Origin of the sequence: Actinacidiphila sp. DG2A-62 (assembly GCF_035825295.1) — a bacterium.
GTDB lineage: Bacteria > Actinomycetota > Actinomycetes > Streptomycetales > Streptomycetaceae > Actinacidiphila.
Genome location: NZ_JAYMGI010000002.1, coordinates 6,565,695 through 6,585,188, shown reverse-complemented (window position 1 = coordinate 6,585,188; position 19,494 = coordinate 6,565,695). Strand labels below are relative to the sequence as shown.

The 19,494-nt window shown below is 74.3% G+C and carries 14 protein-coding genes and 3 pseudogenes; 5 read left to right on the top strand and 12 right to left on the bottom strand.

What is annotated here, in order from left to right:
- Positions 1 to 41 precede the first annotated feature (41 nt).
- The 4 genes from VSR01_RS29655 to nsdA all read right to left on the bottom strand — a co-directional run bounded on the left by VSR01_RS29655 (position 42) and on the right by nsdA (position 6,052).
- The gene (locus tag VSR01_RS29655) at positions 42 to 2,531 is read right to left on the bottom strand and encodes a [protein-PII] uridylyltransferase (protein ID WP_326452118.1); all 2,490 of its coding nucleotides are present in this window, start codon (positions 2,529 to 2,531) and stop codon (positions 42 to 44) included.
- 179 nt (positions 2,532 to 2,710) lie between these two features.
- Positions 2,711 to 3,049 carry a P-II family nitrogen regulator gene (locus VSR01_RS29650; protein WP_167985535.1) on the bottom strand — a complete coding sequence of 113 codons (339 nt, stop codon included), beginning with the start codon at positions 3,047 to 3,049 and terminating at the stop codon, positions 2,711 to 2,713.
- Positions 3,046 to 4,377 (bottom strand): ammonium transporter, encoded by a 1,332-nt coding sequence (locus VSR01_RS29645; RefSeq protein ID WP_326452117.1) that lies wholly within the window; start codon positions 4,375 to 4,377, stop codon positions 3,046 to 3,048. Before VSR01_RS29645 ends, VSR01_RS29650 begins: the two co-directional genes overlap by 4 nt.
- 220 nt (positions 4,378 to 4,597) lie before the next feature.
- On the bottom strand, positions 4,598 to 6,052 hold the full coding sequence (nsdA, locus tag VSR01_RS29640; protein WP_326452116.1) for a transcriptional repressor NsdA: 1,455 nt from the start codon (positions 6,050 to 6,052) through the stop codon (positions 4,598 to 4,600).
- A gap of 409 nt (positions 6,053 to 6,461) precedes the next feature.
- On the opposite strand from nsdA, the gene VSR01_RS29635 reads away from it, so the two are divergent.
- Positions 6,462 to 7,115: a bifunctional DNA primase/polymerase gene (locus VSR01_RS29635; RefSeq protein ID WP_326452115.1), complete on the top strand. Its 654-nt coding sequence runs from the start codon at positions 6,462 to 6,464 to the stop codon at positions 7,113 to 7,115.
- 193 nt (positions 7,116 to 7,308) lie between these two features.
- On the opposite strand, the pseudogene ftsY reads toward VSR01_RS29635, so the two are convergent.
- The 3 genes and pseudogenes from ftsY to VSR01_RS29620 all read right to left on the bottom strand — a co-directional run bounded on the left by ftsY (position 7,309) and on the right by VSR01_RS29620 (position 9,853).
- A pseudogene (gene ftsY / locus VSR01_RS29630) lies at positions 7,309 to 8,525 on the bottom strand (signal recognition particle-docking protein FtsY).
- Between the two features lie 112 nt (positions 8,526 to 8,637).
- Positions 8,638 to 9,288 carry a GntR family transcriptional regulator gene (locus VSR01_RS29625; RefSeq protein WP_326452114.1) on the bottom strand — a complete coding sequence of 217 codons (651 nt, stop codon included), beginning with the start codon at positions 9,286 to 9,288 and terminating at the stop codon, positions 8,638 to 8,640.
- Between the two features lie 22 nt (positions 9,289 to 9,310).
- Positions 9,311 to 9,853 carry a GntR family transcriptional regulator gene (locus VSR01_RS29620; protein WP_326452113.1) on the bottom strand — a complete coding sequence of 181 codons (543 nt, stop codon included), beginning with the start codon at positions 9,851 to 9,853 and terminating at the stop codon, positions 9,311 to 9,313.
- Between VSR01_RS29620 and VSR01_RS38020 the strand changes: the two are divergent.
- Positions 9,735 to 10,115: pseudogene (locus VSR01_RS38020) on the top strand (helix-turn-helix domain-containing protein); the annotation flags it as partial. The gene VSR01_RS29620 and the pseudogene VSR01_RS38020 sit on opposite strands and share 119 nt — an antisense overlap.
- Positions 10,016 to 10,621, top strand: coding sequence for a DUF5753 domain-containing protein (locus VSR01_RS29610; protein WP_442785721.1), 606 nt, complete (start codon positions 10,016 to 10,018; stop codon positions 10,619 to 10,621). The pseudogene VSR01_RS38020 and the gene VSR01_RS29610, both read left to right, overlap by 100 nt.
- A 61-nt stretch (positions 10,622 to 10,682) precedes the next feature.
- On the opposite strand, the gene VSR01_RS29605 is transcribed toward VSR01_RS29610, so the two are convergent.
- From VSR01_RS29605 to VSR01_RS29590, 4 genes and pseudogenes are all read right to left on the bottom strand, one after another.
- Positions 10,683 to 12,029: a sugar porter family MFS transporter gene (locus VSR01_RS29605; protein ID WP_326452111.1), complete on the bottom strand. Its 1,347-nt coding sequence runs from the start codon at positions 12,027 to 12,029 to the stop codon at positions 10,683 to 10,685.
- 227 nt (positions 12,030 to 12,256) lie between these two features.
- Positions 12,257 to 15,867, bottom strand: a pseudogene (gene smc, locus VSR01_RS29600) (chromosome segregation protein SMC).
- 244 nt (positions 15,868 to 16,111) lie between these two features.
- Positions 16,112 to 16,315 carry a hypothetical protein gene (locus VSR01_RS29595; protein WP_326452110.1) on the bottom strand — a complete coding sequence of 68 codons (204 nt, stop codon included), beginning with the start codon at positions 16,313 to 16,315 and terminating at the stop codon, positions 16,112 to 16,114.
- 308 nt (positions 16,316 to 16,623) lie between these two features.
- Positions 16,624 to 16,905: an acylphosphatase gene (locus VSR01_RS29590; protein WP_326453886.1), complete on the bottom strand. Its 282-nt coding sequence runs from the start codon at positions 16,903 to 16,905 to the stop codon at positions 16,624 to 16,626.
- A gap of 209 nt (positions 16,906 to 17,114) precedes the next feature.
- Here VSR01_RS29590 and VSR01_RS29585 point away from each other — a divergent pair, with 209 nt between their 5' ends.
- Both VSR01_RS29585 and VSR01_RS29580 read left to right on the top strand, forming a co-directional pair.
- Entirely contained in the window at positions 17,115 to 18,026 is a 912-nt protein-coding gene (locus VSR01_RS29585; RefSeq protein WP_326452109.1) for a CAP domain-containing protein, read from the top strand.
- A 61-nt stretch (positions 18,027 to 18,087) separates the two neighbouring features.
- Positions 18,088 to 18,561 carry a winged helix-turn-helix transcriptional regulator gene (locus VSR01_RS29580; protein WP_326452108.1) on the top strand — a complete coding sequence of 158 codons (474 nt, stop codon included), beginning with the start codon at positions 18,088 to 18,090 and terminating at the stop codon, positions 18,559 to 18,561.
- On the opposite strand, the gene mutM is transcribed toward VSR01_RS29580, so the two are convergent.
- Entirely contained in the window at positions 18,504 to 19,493 is a 990-nt protein-coding gene (gene mutM, locus VSR01_RS29575; protein WP_326452107.1) for a bifunctional DNA-formamidopyrimidine glycosylase/DNA-(apurinic or apyrimidinic site) lyase, read from the bottom strand. The genes VSR01_RS29580 and mutM overlap by 58 nt on opposite strands.
- Position 19,494: the final 1 nt, after the last annotated feature.

The window sequence follows — 19,494 nt, the reverse complement described above, 5'->3', positions numbered from 1 at the left end:
GATCGGCGCGGTACGTGCCGCGCCGGACCGCTCCCCCGCCCTCAGCGCAGCGCCGCCTCCACCTGGCGGGCGACCTCGGCCGCGCGGGCGTCGGGCAGCGGGCCGCCGTCCTTGCCGACGACGTAGAACGCGTCGACGGCGTTGGCGCCCAGCGTGGAGATGCGCGCGGAGCGTACGGTCACCGACGCCGCGGACAGCGCCAGTCCGATGCGGTGCAGCAGGCCGGGCGCGTCGTGGGCGCGGACCTCCAGCACGGTGGCGGTCTGCGAGGTGTGGCCGGGGGCGACGGTGACCCGGGGCGGCGGCGGGGTGATGCCGCGGCGGCGCGGGTAGGCGGCCTCGCGTTCGGCCAGCCGCGCCTCGATGTCCAGCGTCCCGTCGAAGGCCCTGGCCAGGTCGGCGCGCAGCCGGGCGGCCTCGGGCAGCGCGCCGTACTGCGCGGAGACCCGCCAGCTCAGCAGGGCGACCTGGCCCTCGCCGACGGGGTCGAAGGAGCGCAGGTCGGCGGCGCGCACGGTGAGCCGGTGCAGCGCGAGGACGCCGGCCGCCTGCGCCACCAGGTGCGGCCGGTCGGGCACCGCGAGCAGCAGCTCCACGCCGAGGGCCTGCCGCCCGTCGCCGTCCGCGGCGCCCTCGGCCTCCTCCTCGGCGTGGGCGTGCAGGGCGACCACCGGGCCGCCGGTCCGCGCGGCCTCGATGGCCAGGCGCTCCTCCTCGGCGGTGGGCTCGCTCTCGGCGCTGCCGGGCAGTTCGCCGGTGTGCAGCGCGCCGGCCACCCGGTCGACCAGGTCGGTCAGCAGCGAGGCGCGCCAGGTGCTCCAGGCGGCCGGCCCGGTGGCGAGGGCGTCGGCCTCGGTGAGAGCGGCGAGCAGTTCCAGCGTCGGGGTGTCGCGCACGGTCTCCGCGACGGTGCGGATGGTCTCGGGGTCGTCCAGGTCGCGGCGGGTGGCGGTGTCGATGAGCAGCAGGTGGTGCCTGACCAGCAGGGCGAGGGTCTCGGTGTCGCGGGGGCCGAAGCCGATGCGCGCGGCCAGGTCGCGGGCGATGACCTCGCCGGCCTGGCTGTGGTCGCCGGGCCAGCCCTTGCCGATGTCGTGCAGCAGGGCCGCGGTGAGCAGCAGGTCGGGCCGGTGCACGCGGCGGGTGAGGCGGGAGGCCCGCACGGCGGTCTCCACCAGGTGGCGGTCGACGGTGAAGCGGTGCACGGCGTTGCGCTGGGGGCGGCAGCGGACCCGTTCCCAGTCCGGGATCAGCCGGGTGATCAGGCCCTCGGCCTCCAGCGCCTCCCACACCGGCACCGCGGACTCGCCGGCGTCCAGCAGCGTCACCAGCTGTTCGCGGGCCTCGGCCGGCCAGGGCACGGGCAGCGGTGCGGCAGCGGCGGCCAGCCGGCGCACGGCGTGCGGGGACAGCGGCAGCCCCGCCTGGGCGGCCGCGGCGGCGGCGCGCAGCGGCAGCACCGGGTCGCGGTCGGGTTTGGCGGCCAGCGCGAGGACGGCCTCGCCCTCCTGCTCCACCACGCCCTCGGCCAGCGGCGCCCGCTCGGGCGCGGCGGCGGGCGCGGGGCGGCCGCGACCGAGCAGCCGGCGGCGCGGGCGGGCGGCACGGGCGCGCAGCACCCGGTCGACCTCGCGCCAGGTGACGTCGCCGGCGTAGGCGATGCGGCGCGCGGCCTCGTAGACCTGGCGCAGCAGTGCGTCGGCGTCGAGCAGGCCGAGGGCGTGGGCGACCTGGTCCTGTTCCTGGAGGGCGAGGCGGTCGGTGGCGCGGCCGGTGACCAGGTGCAGCGCGTCGCGGGCGTCGAGCAGCCGGGTACGGGCCTGCTCCAGCCCCTCGCGCGGGGCGTCGGCGAGCCAGGAGGCGGCGACGGCGCGCAGCGCGGTGGCGTCGCGCAGGCCGCCGCGGGCCTCCTTCAGGTCGGGTTCGAGCAGGAAGGCCAGCTCGCCCTGGCGTTCGGCGCGCTCGGCGCACATGGCGCGCAGTTCCGGCAGCCGCGCGGGGGCCTGGTTGCGCCAGTCGGCCAGCACGGTTCCGCGCAGCTCCGCGGTGAGGGCGCCGTCGCCGGCCAGGTGGCGGGCGTCGAGCAGGCCGAGCTGCACCTTGAGGTCGTCGGCGGCGGCCTCGCGGGCCTCGGCCAGGGTGCGCACGGAGTGGTCGAGGGCCAGGCCGAGGTCCCACACCGGGTACCACAGGCGGTCGGCGAGTCCCGCGACCGCCTGCGCGGCGGCCTTGGCGTCCTTGCCCGCGGCGGGGCCGTGCAGCAGCACCAGGTCGAGGTCGCTGCGCGGGGACAGCTCGCCGCGGCCGTAGCCGCCGACGGCGACCAGCGCCCAGCGGGCGGGTCCGGGGGCGCCGCCGGGGCCGCCCGCGCCGGCCGCTTCGGCCGCCTGGACCGCGAGGGCGGCCAGCCACCGGTCGGTGAGGGCGGCCAGGGCGGCGCGGCGCGGCGGCCCGGACCGCGCGTCCTCGGTGAGGAGGCGCAGTCGGGCCGCCGCGTAGTCGTGGCCTTGGGCTTCGGCGCTTTCGGTCACTCGTTCTCCAGCTTCGGGGACCACGGGACGCGGTCGCGGGGTCCGGGCCGGGGCGGGCCCGGCGTCCGGGCCGGCGTCCGGGCCGGGGTCCGGGGAGGAGACCCGGGAAGGCCTGGGGAAGGCCCGGCTGGTGCCCGGCTGGTGGCCCGGCCGCGGGGAGGACGGCCGGGCCCCGGCCGTCACAGGGCGTCGGGTCCGCGCTCCCCGGTCCTGACGCGTACCGCGGTGTCGACCGGCAGGCTCCACACCTTGCCGTCTCCGATCTTGCCCGTCCTGGCCGCCTTGACCACCACCTCGATGAGCTGGTCGGCGTCCGCGTCCTCGACCAGGACCTCGATGCGGATCTTCGGCACCAGGTCGACGGTGTACTCCGCGCCCCGATAGACCTCGGTGTGGCCGCGCTGCCGGCCGTAGCCGCTGGCCTCGGTGACGGTCAGGCCGTGCACGCCGAACGCCTGCAGGGCTTCCTTGATCTCGTCCAGCCGGTGCGGCTTGACGACGGCGGTGATGAGCTTCACGCGTCCACCTTCTTGCTGGTAGCGGTCTCGACGGCCACGGGGGCGGCGTTGCGGCCGGCCGAGCCGACGCCGGTGAAGTCGTAGGCGGTCTCGGCGTGCTCGGCCTGGTCGATGCCGCTGACCTCGATCTCCTCGGGGACCCGGAAGCCCATGGTGAGGTCGATGCCCTTGGCCAGGATCGCGGAGACGACCAGCGAGTAGCCGAGGACGGAGAAGACACCGATGGCCTGGATGCCCAGCTGGTGCCAGCCGCCGCCGTAGAAGACGCCCTTGACGTCCTGGCCGACGCCGCCGGTGGCGAACAGGCCGATCAGCAGGGAGCCGATGATGCCGCCGACCATGTGGACGCCGACCACGTCGAGCGAGTCGTCGTAGCCGAAGCGGAACTTCAGGCCGACCGCGGCGGCGCAGGCGACGCCGGCGATGACGCCGACCGCGATGGCGCCGAGCGGGCTGACCGAGGCGCAGGACGGGGTGATGGCGACCAGACCGGCGACCGCGCCGGAGGCGGCGCCCAGGGTGGTGAACGAGCCGTGCCGCAGCCGCTCGTACAGCAGCCAGCCGACCATGGCGGCGGCGGTGGCGATCTGCGTGTTGATGAACACCGTGGAGGCCACGCCGTCGGAGGTGATCTCGGAGCCGGCGTTGAAGCCGAACCAGCCGAACCACAGCAGGCCGGCGCCGAGCATCACCCAGGGCATGCTGTGCGGGCGCATCGGGTCGCGCTTGAAGCCGACCCGCTTGCCGATCACGAGGATCACGCCGAGGGCCGCGGCGCCGGCGTTGATGTGCACCGCGGTGCCGCCGGCGAAGTCGATCACGCCCTTCTGGCCGAGCCAGCCGCCGCCCCAGACCCAGTGCGCCACCGGGAAGTACACGATCGTCGCCCACAGCACGATGAACAGCGACCACGCGGTGAACTTCACCCGGTCCGCGAGGGCGCCGCTGATCAGCGCGGGGGTGATGATCGCGAACATCAGCTGGAACGCGGCGAACGCGAAGATCGGCGTGCCGGTGCTGCCCCACAGGTCGTCCGGCGCTATGTCGCGCAGGCCCAGCCAGTTGGTGCCGCCGATGAACCCGCCGTGGTCCCCGTCGAAGGCGAAGCTGAAGCCGTAGCCGGTCCACAGCAGGGTGATGATGCCCAGGCTGATGAAGCTCATCATCAGCATGTTCAGGGTGCTCTTGACCCGGACCATGCCGCCGTAGAAGAAGGCCAGGCCCGGGGTCATCAGCATCACGAGCGCGGAGCTCAGGAGCAGAAAGGCGGTGTTGCCGGAGTCCAGCTTGGGCGCATCCGCGGCCAGGGTGATGATGGCTGGTGCCATCGGCGTCTCCTCGTCATCCGGAACGGCCCGTGCGGGCGGTGCAGGGGGTGGGCCGGTTTTCGCCATGAGGTTGGCTCAGCCGGGTTTCCGCCGATGCTGCCCGGTGTTTCGCGGCCGTGACGAAGAAGTCGCGCGTGTTACGCCGGGATGAACCGTCCCGGCGGTGTGGTGAGGGATGTATACGGGTGATCCCGGGTGACGTGTGGGGTCACCCGGGGGCTCACGCGGACTCGGCGACCTCGGGGAGTTCCACCGCGAGGCGCTCGGCGAGCCGGGCCACCTCCGGCACCTCGCCGAAGTCCCGCACGGCGGTCTGCGCGGTCTTGCGGATACGGGTGTTGACGCGCTCGGAGCGGATCCGCTTGGCGACGCTGATCGCGTGGTCGGTGCAGTGCGCGGCCTGTTCGGGCTCGCGCATCAGCAGGTGCACGGTGCCCATGCCGACCAGGTTCAGGGCGTACGCCCGCTGGTGCACCCGGTCGTCGCGGAAGCCGTCGACGGCCTTCTGCATCTCGGGGCGGGCCAGCGAGGCGTAGGTGGGGCTGCGGCCGGCGACATAAGCCAGGTCGCGGTAGGAGTGGGCGTTCTCCGCGTGCAGTTCGGCCTCGGTGAAGAAGCTGATCCAGGCGGGGTCCTGGTCGGGTTGGGCGTCGGCGAAGGTGTCCTCGGCCATCCTGACCGCGCGGTGGCACTTGTTGACCTGGCCGAGGTTGGCGTACGCCCTTGCCTCCAGGGAGTGCAGCATGGCCTGGGTGGTGGCGCCCGCGGTGTCGCGGCTGCCGTACTGCGCGAGGTGGATCAGCTCCAGCGCGTCGTCCGGCCGGTCCAGGTGGATCATCTGCCGGCTCATCGAGGACAGGATGAACGCGCCCAGCGGCCGGTCGCCGGCCTCCTTGGCCGCGTGCAGGGCCAGCACCAGGTACTTCTGGGCGGTGGGGTGCAGTCCCACGTCGTAGCTCATCCAGCCGGCGAGCGCGGCCAGGTCGGCGGTGATCCGGTACAGCCGGCGCGCCACCGGCTCGGGGTGCTGCTCCTGCAGCAGGTCGGTGACCTCGTGCAGCTGGCCGACGACGGCCTTGCGGCGCAGCCCGCCGCCGCACTGGTTGTCCCACTCGCGGAACATCGCGGTGGTGGCCTCCAGCAGCTCCAGCTCCTGCTCGGAGAGCCGCGAGGGGCGGCCCGGCCCGTCCTTGGGCGCGCCGAGCACGCCGGCCGGGCCCTGCGCGGTGGGCACCAGCCAGCGCTGCATGGGTTCGAGCAGCGCGGGTCCCGCCGACAGCGCGAGGGAGGTGCCGAGGAAACCGCGGCGGCCGAGCATCAGGTCGCTGCGGGAGAACTCGCTGATCAGCTGGACGGTCTGCGGCCCGGCCCAGGGCAGGTCGATGTCGCCGCCGGCGGGCGGCTGGTGGGCCGAGCGCAGCCCGAGGTCCTCCACCGGGACGACGCAGCCGAAGCGCTCGGAGAACAGCTCGGACAGGATGCGCGGGATCGGCTCGCGCGGCTGCTCGCCGTCCAGCCAGCGGCGCACCCGCGAGGTGTCGGTGCTGACGTGGTGGGCGCCCAGCTGGCGCGCTCTGCGGTTGACCTGGCGGGCCAGCTCGCCCTTGGACCAGCCGCTGCGCACGAACCACGAGGTCAGTCGTGCGTTGGGCTGCTTCTCGGCTGTCCCGCCCACGGTCGAGCCCCCATCCCGCTTGTGTCGTCGGCCCCTTGCCTACCAGGGGCGGTCGGGTCGCGCGGCGCGTGCCACCGGATCGTCACCGGACGCGCACCGCGGGGGCGGTGCGCGGCGTCCGTGCGCACCGCGTGTGCGTTGTGTGCGTGCCGTGCAGGTGTGCCGATCACGTGTGCGATACGCCGGTGCCTGCGGCATAACCGACGAGGCACGCGTCCCACGCCGGGACCCGTCGACTCAAAGTAGTCCCCCGGTCACCACTGGGCGACTGCAATTGCAGAATCGCCACCATTCGCCACCCCCACGGATGAACTCCGGTGTCGCGACAGGCGATTCACTTGACACATGCCCGATGAACGAGGCCAGGGGCGTGCGTAACCATCGGCGGCGGCGATCCGTTGGAGGTGACATGGTGTTCACGATCGGCAGCATGCGGCAGACGCGGGCGGGTGCGGCCGTCGCGGCTGTCGCGGAGTACACCGGACGGTTCGGCTGGGCGGTGGCGCCGGGTGCGCGCGCCACCCGCGGCGGCGGCGCCTGCTCGTGCGGCGACGCGGCCTGCGCGCGGCCGGGGGCGCATCCGCTGGCCTTCGCCGGGGAGGTCCCCGCGGGGGCCTGCGGCGAGGAGGCCGCGCGGGCGTGGTCGCGGGTGCCGGGGGCGGCGGTGCTGCTGCCGGCCGGGCGCGCCTTCGACGTGATCGACGTGGCGCGGGAGCCGGGGCGCCGGGCGCTGGCCCGGCTGGAGCGGATGGGGCTGCACGTCGGGCCGGTGCTGCTGACGCCGGCCGGCCGGGCGCAGTTCTTCGTCGCGCCGGGCGCCGCCCGTCAGATGCCGCAATTGCTGTACCGCATGGGCTGGGACGACGCCGAGCTGGACCTGCGCTGCCTGGGGCCGGGCGACCACGTGACCGCTCCCCCCTCCGACCTGGGCGGGCTCGGTCCGGTCCGGTGGCTGCGCGAGCCGCGGCCGGGGCCGCGCGGCGCGGCGCAGGCGCCGCCGGAGGCGCGGCTGCTGCTGGGGACGCTGGCGTACGTGTGCCATCGGGCGCGGGTCCATGCGTGAGCGGGCCGGGCGGGGCCGCGGCGGACGGCTTACGGCTTACGGCTTACGGCTTACGGCGGACCAGCCCACGCGGGGCTGAGGGCGGACTTGCGGAGCGGCCCACGCCGGGCTGACGGCTGACCGCTGACCGGTATACGTAAGGGGCGCCCACCGTGGGTGGGCGCCCCTTACCGATCACCTCGTACCGCTGGCGCTACTCGCCGATCAGCGCGTCCACGAACGCCTCCGGCTCGAACGGCGCGAGGTCGTCCGCGCCCTCGCCGAGCCCGACGAGCTTGACTGGCACGCCCAGTTCGCGCTGGACGGCGACGACGATGCCGCCCTTGGCGGTGCCGTCGAGCTTGGTGAGCACGATGCCGGTGATGTCGACCACCTCGGCGAACACTCGCGCCTGCACCAGGCCGTTCTGCCCGGTGGTGGCGTCGAGCACCAGCAGCACCTCGTCGACCGGGCCGTGCTTCTCCACCACCCGCTTGACCTTGCCCAGCTCGTCCATCAGGCCGGTCTTGGTGTGCAGCCGCCCCGCGGTGTCGATGAGCACGGTGTCCGCGCCCGCGGCGACGCCCTCCTTGACCGCGTCGAACGCCACCGAGGCCGGGTCGCCGCCCTCGGGGCCGCGCACGGTGCGTGCGCCGACCCGCTCGCCCCAGGTCTGGAGCTGGTCGGCGGCGGCGGCGCGGAAGGTGTCGGCGGCGCCCAGCACCACGCTGCGGCCGTCGGCCACCAGGACGCGGGCGAGCTTGCCGGTGGTGGTGGTCTTGCCGGTGCCGTTGACGCCGACGACCAGCAGCACGGCCGGGGCGTCCTCGCGGCCCTCGGTGTGCAGGGTGCGGTCCAGCGACGGGTCGACCAGGGCGACCAGCTCCTCGCGCAGCAGCGCCCGCAGCTCGTCGGGGGTGCGGGTGCCGAGCACCTTGACGCGGGTGCGCAGCCGGTCCACCAGCTCCTGGGTGGGGGCGACGCCGACGTCCGCGGTGATGAGGGTGTCCTCGACCTCTTCCCAGGTCTCCTCGTCGAGCCGCTCCCGGGACAGCAGGGTGAGCAGGCCCTTGCCGAGGGAGTTCTGCGAGCGCGACAGCCGCGAGCGCAGCCGGACCAGGCGGCCCGCGGACGGCTCGGGCTGCTCGATCGGCGCCGCTTCGGGGAACGGCACCTCCTCGGCGGCCTCGGGTGCGGCGGTGGCGCCGGCCGCGGGCAGCGGGACGTCCTCCAGGGTCCTGCGGGACTCCTCCCGCGGGGTCTCGGCCTCCTCGCCGACCTGCGGCTCGGCGGGAGGTGCGGTGACGTCCGGAGCGCTCGGCGGGGCGGGCGGCAGCGGCCGGTGCTTCCTGCGGCGGCTGCCGATCACCAGCCCGCCGGCCCGAGGATCACGACCAGGGCGATGACGACGGCAAGGATCACGATTTCCATAACCCCCCCAGTATCCCTACTTCCGGGCCGCCGCCGTCCCATCCGGTGCCCGAGCCTCGGATCGGGCCGTCCGGAGGCGATGCGCATCGTGCCACGCGCCCGCCGGCCGCTGTCAGGTGAAGTCGTACCGCAGCTCGTGCAGGTGGCCGGCCTTCGCCATGACGGTGGCCTCGACGGGGAGGTCGTCGTCGCTGTGCACCACTCGCAGGGTACGCAGCACGGGCAGATTGCCGGGCAGCCGCAGCGCTTCGTACTGCTCCTGGGTGGGGACGCGCGCCGACACCAGGTCGACGGTGCGGCGCGGCGGATAGCCGAGTTCGACCGGCTCGCCGTCGTGCAGCAGCAGTTGGTGGCGCATCACGGCCGTGTCATCGCCGTGCAGTCGCAGGGCCGCCGCCACGTCCGCAGGCGGGCGCACCTCACCCACTTCCAGCAGGCGGACGACCGCGCTCCTGCCGCGTGCAACAGCCTCGGCGACCAACGGGGACGGGCCGCCCGGCGCGACCGGCTGGGAGAAGGCGGCCGGTCGCACCGTCTCCTGCCGGTGCGGACGCACCGTGACGGCGGACCCCGCCCTCCCGACCACCAACTGCTCGCTCTTCAACAGCTGCAGAGCCTTCTGGACCGTGGCGCTCGCCGCGTCGAACCGGTTCTTGAGCTGCTGCGTGGAGGGGAGGCTGCTGCCGGGAGCAAGGTCGCCGGACATGATCTCGTCGCGGAGGTCGGCAGCGATACGTTCGTGAAGCGGCCGACGGTCGAACATCCGGTCTTCCGTCCCGGGCACGTCAGTGCACCCGCATCTCGTAGTGGAGCCGTTGCCCGCCGGCGCGGAATGCCGAGACGTCGACTTGGAAGGGAGCGCCCTCGGCGTCGAGACTGACACGGACCAGTTCGAGGACGGGTTCGGGTCCGGGAAGGCCGAGGGTCTGCTGCTCCGCGGGCGTCGAGAACCGGGCGCGGACGTCCTCGCGTACCGTGCGGGCCCGGTGACCGAGCTCGGCGAGCAGGGTGACGGAGCCGCCGCGGATCTTCGCGGCGCGCTCAAGCGGAGTGCCTCGCGCGATGCCGACGGGGTAGTAGGTGGTCGTCACTTCGGTGGGCTCGCCGTCCAGCAGGATCAGCCGGGACCGCTCTACCACGGCGTCGCCCGCCACCAGGCCGAGCAGCGCCGCCACTTCCGCGGGAGCCGCCGTCTCCCCGGCCCTGATGATGCGCTGCGTTCCGGCCCGCCCCCGCGCTGCGGCCTGCGCGCCCCACGCGTCCTGCTCCCCCGCCGCACGCGCCCCCACGTACGACGCCGACGTGTGCACCCACTCGCCGCTGCCCACAGTTGCCTCCTCGCCGGTCGGGCCCGGGCCTCGCCCCGCCGCCAGCCTAAGCGCCGGTGGCTCGGACACGGAGGCTCGGGAGGCCGATGCGGATCGGCAGCCTCCTGGTGAACGCCTGAGGGCGGACACGACGTTGTCCGCGCGGGCGCTGTACGGCGCGGAATTGAGGTACTACCGGGAGCGGGCCGGGCTGAGCCTCGTGGAACTGGCGGCGAAACTGCACATCGAGATGTCGTTCCTGGCGAGGATCGAGCAGGGCGAGCGACGACTGCCCGACGAGTTGGCCACGGTGGTGGACGAACTCCTCGACTCCTGCGGCTTTTTCGAGCGCAACATCGAGGCTGCCCGCTCCGCACCCACGCCCGGACGGCTCGCCCCGCCCGCCACCGCTGGGAGGCGCGGCTGTCGCGCACCCCGGTCTTGCTGGACCCGCGCGGCCCGCGCTACACCGCGGTACTCGGCGAGGCGGCGCTGCACCGCCCGCTCGGCGGACCCGCGGTGATGGCCGAGCAGTTGCAGCACCTGGCAGCCCTGGTACGGCGCCGGCGCATCACCCTGCACGTGCTGCCGCTGACCGCCACCCCGCACCCGGCCGCGACCGATGGGGCGCTGCGTGTCATGACGTACGACGGCGAGAATCCGATCCTGCATTTCGCCACGCACCACACCGGCATCCACCAGACCGACCCGGCCGCAGTGGCCCTCGCCCGGCTCACCCACGACCTCCTCATCACCGCAGCCCTTCCCCGGAGCTGTCCCTGGCCCTGATCGAATCCACCGCGGCCGCCTGCGCCGGGCAGCGGGACCGCTCGGCGCGGGCGGTGCCCGGTCAGCCCATCTCCTCCAGCGTCTTGCCCTTGGTCTCGCGGACGAAGAGCAGCACGAAGGGGATGGAGAGCACCGCGAAGCAGCAGTAGATGACATAGGTGGCCGACAGGTTCCAGTCCGACAGGCTCGGGAAGCTGGCGGTGATCGCCCAGTTGGCGATCCACTGGGCGGCCGCGGCGACGCCCAGCGCGGCGGCGCGGATCTTGTTCGGGAACATCTCGCCGAGGAAGACCCAGACCACGACGCCCCACGACAGCGCGAAGAACAGCACGAAGCAGTGCGCGGCGATCAGGGCGACGGTGCCCTGGGTGTTGGGCAGCGTGTCGCCGTTCCGGGAGGAGAACGCCCACGCCTCCAGGGCCAGCGCGATCGCCATGCCGGCCGAGCCGACCAGCGCCAGCGGCCGGCGGCCGATCCGGTCCACGAAGATCATCGCGATGACCGTGCCGATGATGTTCACGATCGAGGTGGTGAAGGAGTAGAAGAATGAGCTGCTGGGGTTGATGCCGACCGACTGCCAGAGCGTGGAGGAGTAGTAGAAGGCCACGTTGATGCCGACCAGCTGCTGGAACGCGGACAGGCCGATGCCGATCCAGACGATCGGCAGGAAGCCGAACCGGCCGCCGAGCAGATCGCTGAAGCTGGCCTTGTGCTCGCGGTGCATCGCGGTGCGGATCTCGTCCACCCGCGCGTCCAGGTCGGCGTCGGCGCCCTCGACGTCGGCGAGCACCTCGCGGGCGGCGCGTTCGCGGCCCACGGTGAGCAGGAAGCGCGGCGACTCGGGGATGGCGAAGGACAGCAGCCCGTAGATCACCGCGGGGATCACCATCACGCCGAGCATGACCTGCCAGGCCTCGACGCCGATCAGGCTGCCGCGCTGGTCGCCGTTCGCGGCGTTGAGGATGCCCCAGTTGACCAGCTGGGAGACGGCGATGCCGAGCACGATCGCGGCCTGCTGGAAGGACGCGAGCCGGCCGCGGTAGGCGGGCGGGGCGACCTCGGCGATGTAGGCGGGGCCGATGACCGAGGCCATGCCGATGGCGAAGCCGCCGACGATCCGCCAGAACGCCAGCTCCCACAGGGCGAACGGCAGCGCCGAGCCGATGGCGCTGACGGTGAACAGCACCGAGGCGATCTGCATGCAGCGGATGCGGCCGATGCGGTCGGCGATCCGGCCGGCGGTGGCGGCGCCGATGGCGCAGCCGATCAGGGCGATCGCCACCACCTGGGCCAGGGCCGCGGAGCCGATGTGGTACCGGTCCCGGATGGCCTCGACGGCGCCGTTGATGACCGAGCTGTCGTAGCCGAAGAGGAAGCCGCCCATGGCCGCGGCGGCGGTGATGAACACGACGTGGCCGAGGTGCTCGGGATCGGCGCTGGCTGCGCTGTCCCGGTTCCTCGTGCGGTGCTGGTCAAGGTGGTCTCCTCGGGCTGTGCGGAGGCGCTCCTCAGATGCTCCCCGGGCGTCGGCGGCAGGCAGTGACGGCCGGAACCCTCCCGTGAGGGTCCCGATCACCACAGTCTCGGCCGCCCGCAACCGGGGCACCACTCGAACCGCGTCGCCCGCGAGAGGGCTCAGGCGCTCTTTCGCCTGCCGTCCCGCAGCCGCTGGCTGATCACCTTGGACACACCGTCGCCCTGCATGGATACGCCGTACAGGGCATCGGCGACCTCCATCGTGCGCTTCTGGTGGGTGATGACGATCAGCTGCGAGCTCTCCTGGAGTTCCTCCATGATCCGGATCAGTCTCTGCAGGTTGGTGTCGTCCAGCGCGGCCTCGACCTCGTCCATCACATAGAACGGGCTGGGCCGTGCCTTGAAGATCGACACCAGCATCGCCACCGCGGTCAGCGAGCGCTCGCCTCCCGACAGGAGCGACAACCGCTTGACCTTCTTCCCGGGCGGCCGTGCCTCAACCTCGACACCTGTAGTGAGCATGTTGTCGGGGTCGGTGAGCAGCAGCCGACCCTCGCCACCTGGGAAAAGACGGGAGAAGACGCCTTCGAACTCGCGCGCGGTGTCGTGGAAGGCGGCGGTGAACACCTGCTCCACCCGCTCGTCCACGTCCTTGACCACCTGGAGCAGGTCGGCGCGGGTCTTGCGCAGGTCCTCCAGCTGCTCGGTGAGGAACTTGTGCCGCTCCTCCAGGGCCGCGAACTCCTCCAGCGCCAGCGGGTTGACCTTGCCCAGCTGGGCGTACGCCTTCTCCGCCGCCTTCAGCCGCTTCTCCTGCTCGGCGCGCACGTAGGGGCGCTGCTGGTTGCGCGGGTCCTGCGGGTCCTCGGGGAGCACCTCGCCCTCGGCCGGCGGCGAGGGCGGCACCATCTGGTCGGGGCCGTACTCGGCGACCAGGCCGGCCGCTCCATGCCGTGCTCCTCCAGCGCCTTGGCCTCCAGCTGCTCGATCCGCAGCCGCTTCTCCGCGCCGAGCACCTCGCCCTTGTGCACGTCGCCGGTGAGCCGGTCCAGGTCGGACTTCAGCTCCCGGCCGCGGCGGCGCTCGGCGCCCAGTTCGGCCTCCCGCTCCGCGCGGGCGCGCTCGGCCTGCTCCCGCTCCGCCTCGGCGCGGGCCAGCGACACCTGCACGCAGTCCAGCAGGGTGCGGGCGCCGGCCACGACGGCCGCGGCCACCGACGCCTCGTGGGCCAGCCGGGCCCTGCGGCGCTCGGCGCGCGCCCTGCTCTCGCGCTCGGCGCGGGCCGCCCGGTCCAGGCCGTCGGCCCGCCCGGCCAAACCCTTGACCCGCTCCTCGTGGGTGCGGACCTGGAGCCTGGCCTCCATCTCGGTCTGCCGCGCGTTGGCGCCGTCGGCGGCGAGCCGGTCGCGCAGGTGGGTGTCCGGCTCCTCCTCGCCCGGCTCCTGCTGGGCCTCGCCGAGCCGGTACGACAGCTCCTCCAGCTCCTCGCGGGCCGCGGCGAGCGACTCCTCGGCGCGGACCACCGCGGCCGCCGCGCGGTCCGCCTCGCCGGCCGCGGCGCGCGCCTGCCCGCCGTACCGGCCCAGCTGCTGGGCGACCGACGCCTTCTCCTTCTCCGCCGCCCTGCGCCGCCGGCCGGTCTCGTCGACCGTGCCGGCCGCGGCGGCCCTGCGTTCCTTGGCGCGCTGCTGCTCGGCGGCCAGCTCCGCGCACTGCGCCTCCAGCCGCTCCAGCTCGGCCTCGGCCTCGTCGACCTGTGCCTGGATCTCCAGGACGCTGGGCGCCTTGGCGCTGCCGCCGACCGCGGTGTGCGCGGCCAGCACGTCGCCCTCGGCGGTGACGGCGGTCAGCTCGGGGCGCGCGGTGACCAGCGCCTCGGCGTCCTCCAGCGCGTCCACCACGGCCACCGCGCGCAGCAGCCGCCGGACCGCGGCCCGCAGGTCGCCGTCCGCGGTCACCAGGTCGGCGGCCCAGCGGGCGCCGGGCGGCGCGGGGCCTTCCGGGTACGGCTCGGGCTCGGGCGCGCCGGCCAGGAGCAGCGCGGCGCGGCCGACGTCGTCCTTGCGCAGCAGCCGCAGCGCGTCGGCGGCGGCAGCCGGCCCGGAGACGGCGACGGCGTCCGCGGCGGCGCCGAGCGCCGCGGCCACCGGCACCTCGTAGCCGGGCGCGACCCGCAGCAGCGTGGCGGCCGAACCCAGCACACCGGACAGCGCCGGGCTGCCCTCGCCGTCGCCGGCGAAGCCGGTGCCGCTGGCCAGCAGGGCGCCGGTGCCGTCCTTGCGGCGCAGCGACGGCGCGAGGGCGTCGCGGCGGGCGGCGACGGCGGCGCGGCGGCGCTCGGCCGCGGTGGCGGCCTCGCGGGCGGCGGTGAACGCCTCGTCGGCGGCGGCCTGCTCGGCGCGCGCGGCCTCGTACAGCGCCTCCAGCTCGGAGTCGTCCGCGTCCAGTCCCTCGACCTGGGCGCGCAGCTCCTCGTAGTCGGCCTGCGCGGACTCGGCGCGCTCACGGGCCTCGTCGCGGGCGGCGGCGAGCCGGCCGATCTCGGCCTCGGCGGCGGTGGCCTTGGAGCGGGCGGCGTTGACCTGGCCGCCGAGCCTGGCCAGGCCCTCGCGGCGGTCGGCGATGGCGCGGGCGGCGGCCTTGAGCCGGTTCTCCTCCTCGGCGAGCCGACGCTCCAGTTCGGCGCGGTGCCCGACGGTGTCGTCCAGGGCGCGCTGGGCGGCCTCAAGCGCCTCGGCCAGCTCCGCCTCCTGCTCGCGGATCCTGGCGGCCTCGCGCTCCATGTCCTCCGGGTCGCGGCCGCGCCGCTCGTCGGCGGGCTGCGCGGTGGCGTGCCGGTGCCGCTGCTCGGCCAGGCCGACGGTGCCGCGCACCCGCTCGGCCAGCTGGGACAGCTCGTACCAGGTGGACTGGGCGCGGTTCAGCCGCGGGGTCAGCGCCCGGACCTGCTCCTCCAGTACGGCCTCGCGGCGCAGCGACTCGGCCAGCTGCGCCTGGACCACGTCGCGGCGCTCCTTCAGCGCGGCCTCGTCGGCGATCTCGGCGCGGAGCGCCTCGCGCAAGGTGACCAGGTCGTCGGCGAGCAGCCGCAGCCGGGCGTCGCGCAGGTCGGCCTGGATGACCGCGGCGCGGCGGGCGACCTGGGCCTGCCGGCCGAGCGGCTTGAGCTGGCGGCGCAGCTCGCCGGTGAGGTCGGTCACCCGGGCGAGGTTGGCCTGCATGGCGTCCAGCTTCCGCAGCGCCTTCTCCTTGCGCTTGCGGTGCTTGAGCACCCCGGCCGCCTCCTCGATGAAGGCCCGGCGGCCCATCGGGTCGGCGTGCAGCACGGAGTCCAACTGGCCCTGGCCGACGATGACGTGCATCTCGCGGCCGATGCCGGAGTCGGAGAGCAGTTCCTGGATGTCCAGCAGCCGGCAGGTGTCGCCGTTGATCTGGTACTCGCTGCCGCCGTTGCGGAACATGATCCGGGTGATCGTCACCTCGGCGTACTCGATGGGCAGCACGCCGTCGCTGTTGTCGATGGTCAGCGACACCTCGGCGCGGCCCAGCGGCGGGCGGCCGGTGGTGCCGGCGAAGATGACGTCCTCCATCTTGCCGCCGCGCAGCGACTTGGCGCCCTGCTCGCCCATGACCCAGGACAGCGCGTCCACCACGTTGGACTTGCCGGACCCGTTGGGGCCGACGACGCAGGTGATCCCGGGCTCGAAGCGCAGGGTCGTCGCCGAGGCGAACGACTTGAACCCGCGCAGCGTGAGGCTTTTCAGATGCACGCCGGTCGACTCTACCCGTCTCCGCCCGCCGTTCCCGGTTTCACTGATGAACGTGCAGGGCACATCAGACGTTAAGGAGCGGGGCAGGGCGTCGAGGGGAGGGCGACGGGGGGAGGCCGACAGGGCGACGACACGGCGAGACGACACGACGAAGGGACGCCGAAGCGTCCCTTGTGGATGCCGCAGATTCGCGTACTGCAGCTCTCAGGCGGTGTCCGGGACACCCGACCGGCGGAACGCCGGATCAGGCCAGGACAGGCTCCGCGTGAGCAACGTCGATGCCGTCGAGCAGCGAGTCCTCGCGCGACGCGACAGTCAGCGCGTCGTTCTCGGCCTGCATCCGGAGGAGCTCGGATTCCAGGTCCTGAACGCGCTGCTGCAGCCTTCGCATCTCGGCGAGGAGTCGCGGGTCGGGACCGCCGACGTAACCGAGAAGCGCCTTTGCCATGATGGATGGTCCTCCACGCTGAGTGACCGACCGAAGCGTTGGTGGGTCGTGGGTGAGGGGTTAGGCTCCCGCGCGCACGGTTTCAGGGTGGCCGTGACCGCTACGCGACATCTGTGAGAGTCACGATGCGCGGGGCTTCCAGCGTCTCACCAAATGGGGGGACGGTCAACACGATCACAGCCCAGGCGTCGGGTCCGCCTCAGAAAGCACGGCGCTGAACGCTGCCGTGGGCCACCCGGTCGGGCACCGAGATCATTCTCGATGGGGGCAGCCTGACACGGCATCCGTCATATGGCAACAGTCTGTGCTCACCGGATCTCGAATCCGGGATAGCCGCCCCGCGGCACCCCCCAGATCTCGGTCACGCCGTCGACGCGCCCGGGCGTGTCGCCGTGCCGCAGCCAGTCGAGCAGGCGTTCGCAGTCCGGCTGCGGGCCCTCGGCGACGACCTGCACCCGGCCGTCGTCCAGATTCCCCGCGTAGCCGCTCAGGGACCCGATCTCCAGCGCGGTCGCACGGGTCCACCAGCGGAAGCCGACCCCCTGCACCCGGCCGCGCACCCAGGCGGTGAGCCGGACATTGTCGTTCATGTACGCCATGCACGGCAACGTATCGCCTCCGCGGCCACCCTCCCCGGACCGCTTCCGCACGCATCGGCCCCCGCGCCGGCCGTCATTCGCTACAGTCCCCCGCAACGACAGTTCACTCGTTCGGATGAACCCGGATGACCGCGGCGCCGCGGCGCCGTTCCGGGGGCCGGGGCCGTACGCGGCAGCGGTGTGAGAGTGAGGAGCGGGAGATGGGGCGTCACAGCCGTCACGCGGTGCCTCCGGCGCCGCCGCAGGCGCCGGGCGGCCACCGGGGCACGCGCAGGCACCACCCGGTACGCACCGGGCTGCTCGCCTCCTCGGCCGCGATGGCGGTCGGCGCGGTCGCCACCTCCTCCGGGATGCTGACCGGGCTGTCCTCGCAGCTGAGCGACACGCTGCACTACGCCGAGGGCGACCCGACCGGCACGCAGGCCGGGGGCCCCGACGCGGCGAGCGTCGGCAGCGACTCCCCCTCGCCGCTCGGCGGCACCACCACGGCCGCGCCCGACCCCTCCGCCACCGGCGGCGGCGCGCCGACGACCGGCCGCCCCGGCCGTACCGCGCCCGCGAGCACCGCCCCCGGCGGCGCGCGCACCCCCGCGAAGCCCGCCCCCACGGCCACCCGCACCGCCGCGCCCGCGCCGACGCCGACGCGCACCACCGCGGCCCCCACCACCCCGGTGGTGACGACCCCGGCGGCGCCGACCGCGCTGCCGACCACGCCGCCCGCCTCGGCGAGCGCGATCCAGGCCGCGCGGGCGCAGATCCTGTCGCTGGTCAACCAGCAGCGGGCGACCGCGGGCTGCAAGCCGCTCAGCGCCGGCTCCGCGCTGGACGGGCTGGCCCAGGCATTCAGCGACGACATGGCCGCGCGGAACTTCTTCGACCACACCGACCCCGACGGCAAGACCCCCTGGGACCGCGCCAAGGCGCTGGGCATCACCGACCTGGGCGGCGAGAACATCGCCCGCGGCCAGGCCGACGCGCAGGCCGTGATGGACGCCTGGATGAACAGCCCCGGCCACCGCGCGAACATCCTGAACTGCGACTACACCACGCTGGGCGTCGGCGTCCACTACGGCCCCGACGGACCCTGGTGGACCCAGGACTTCGGCTTCTGAGCGCCGCCCCGGCCGCTGAAGCTTTCCTTTCGAAAGCGCTGTGCCACGGTACGCTGGGAGGATGACCGAGCCGGCCGGAGTGTCCGACGCCGTGGGCGCTGCGGACGCCGTGGGCGCTGTGAACGCCGTCGACGCCGTCGACGCGTTCTCCGTGTTCGCGCGGGGATGCCCGTCGCGGGAGACGCTGGGGCACGTCACCGGGCGCTGGGGCGCGCTCACGCTGTCCGCGCTGGCCGAGGACGCGCTGCGGTTCAACGAGCTGCGCCGCCGCGTGGACGGGGTCAGCGAGAAGATGCTCTCCCAGACGCTGCACGCGCTGGAGCGCGACGGGCTGGTGCTGCGGGACGCCCGGCCGACGAACCCGCCGCACGTGGAGTACCGGCTCAGCCCGCTGGGCGCGGACACCGCGCGGCGGCTGCTGGCGCTGATCGAACTCGTCGAGGGGCGGATGCCCGAAGTGCTGGCCGCGCGCGAGCGCTACGACGAGGCGCGGGAGCGCGAGACGCCCGGGGTCCGCGGGGCCGCCGCGCGCTGAACGGCCGCGGCCGCGGCGCCCGTGCCGCGCGGCGCGGGCTGGCAGCGCGGGCAGAAGTGGCTGGAGCGGTTCATCCAGGCGCGCCGCCTGATCGGCGTTCCGCACCTGCGGCAGGGCTCGCCCTCGCGCCCGTACGCGTCCAGCGACCGGTCGAAGTAGCCGGACCGGCCGTTGACGTTGACGTAGAGGCTGTCGAAGCTGGTGCCGCCGGCGGCCAGCGCGTCGCCCATCACCGCGCGGATGTGGCTGAGGAGTTCGGCGGTGCGCGGCCGGGTCAGCGTGGCGGTCGGCCGCTCGTAGTGCAGCCGGGTGCGCCACAGCGCCTCGTCCGCGTAGATGTTGCCGACCCCGCTGACCAGGGACTGGTCCAGCAGGGCGCGTTTGATGGTGGTGCGCTTGGCACGCAGCGCCCGGTGGAAGGCGTCGTCGTCGAAGGCGGGGTCGATCGGGTCGCGTGCGATGTGCCGCAGCGGCACCGGCAGTCCGTCGGGATCGCCCGGCACGCACGCGCTCAGCGACACCCCGCCGAAGGTCCGCTGGTCCACGAAGCGCAGGTCGGTGCCCTGGTCGTCGCGGAAGGTGAACCGCACCCGCAGGTGCGGCTCCGGGGCGGCGTCCCGCGGCCGGATCAGGAACTGGCCGCTCATCCCGAGGTGGGCGACCAGCGCGAGCGGCGCGTCACCCTCCTGGTACGCGTCCCCACCCCCGTCGCGCTCCCCCGGGCCGCCGGGCAGCGGCACCCACAGGTACTTGCCGCGGCGGCGCGGCTCGCCGAGGGTGACGCCGCGCAGCGCGGCGGCGAAGTCCGCCGCGCCGGCGAGGTGCCGCCGCACCGCACGCGGGTGCAGCACGGCGACCTCGTCGACGGTGCGGCCGGCCGCCCAGCGGGCCAGGCCGCGCCGCACCACCTCGACCTCGGGCAGCTCCGGCACC

Coding starts and splice junctions, on each gene's coding strand:
- VSR01_RS29595 (WP_326452110.1), bottom strand. CDS start 16,315: ATGGCAAAGGCGCTTCTCGGTTACGTCGGCGGTCCCGACCCGCGACTC.
- VSR01_RS29580 (WP_326452108.1), top strand. CDS start 18,088: ATGACCGAGCCGGCCGGAGTGTCCGACGCCGTGGGCGCTGCGGACGCC.
- VSR01_RS29635 (WP_326452115.1), top strand. CDS start 6,462: ATGGTGTTCACGATCGGCAGCATGCGGCAGACGCGGGCGGGTGCGGCC.
- VSR01_RS29590 (WP_326453886.1), bottom strand. CDS start 16,905: ATGAACGACAATGTCCGGCTCACCGCCTGGGTGCGCGGCCGGGTGCAG.
- VSR01_RS29625 (WP_326452114.1), bottom strand. CDS start 9,288: ATGTTCGACCGTCGGCCGCTTCACGAACGTATCGCTGCCGACCTCCGC.
- VSR01_RS29645 (WP_326452117.1), bottom strand. CDS start 4,377: ATGGCACCAGCCATCATCACCCTGGCCGCGGATGCGCCCAAGCTGGAC.
- VSR01_RS29585 (WP_326452109.1), top strand. CDS start 17,115: ATGGGGCGTCACAGCCGTCACGCGGTGCCTCCGGCGCCGCCGCAGGCG.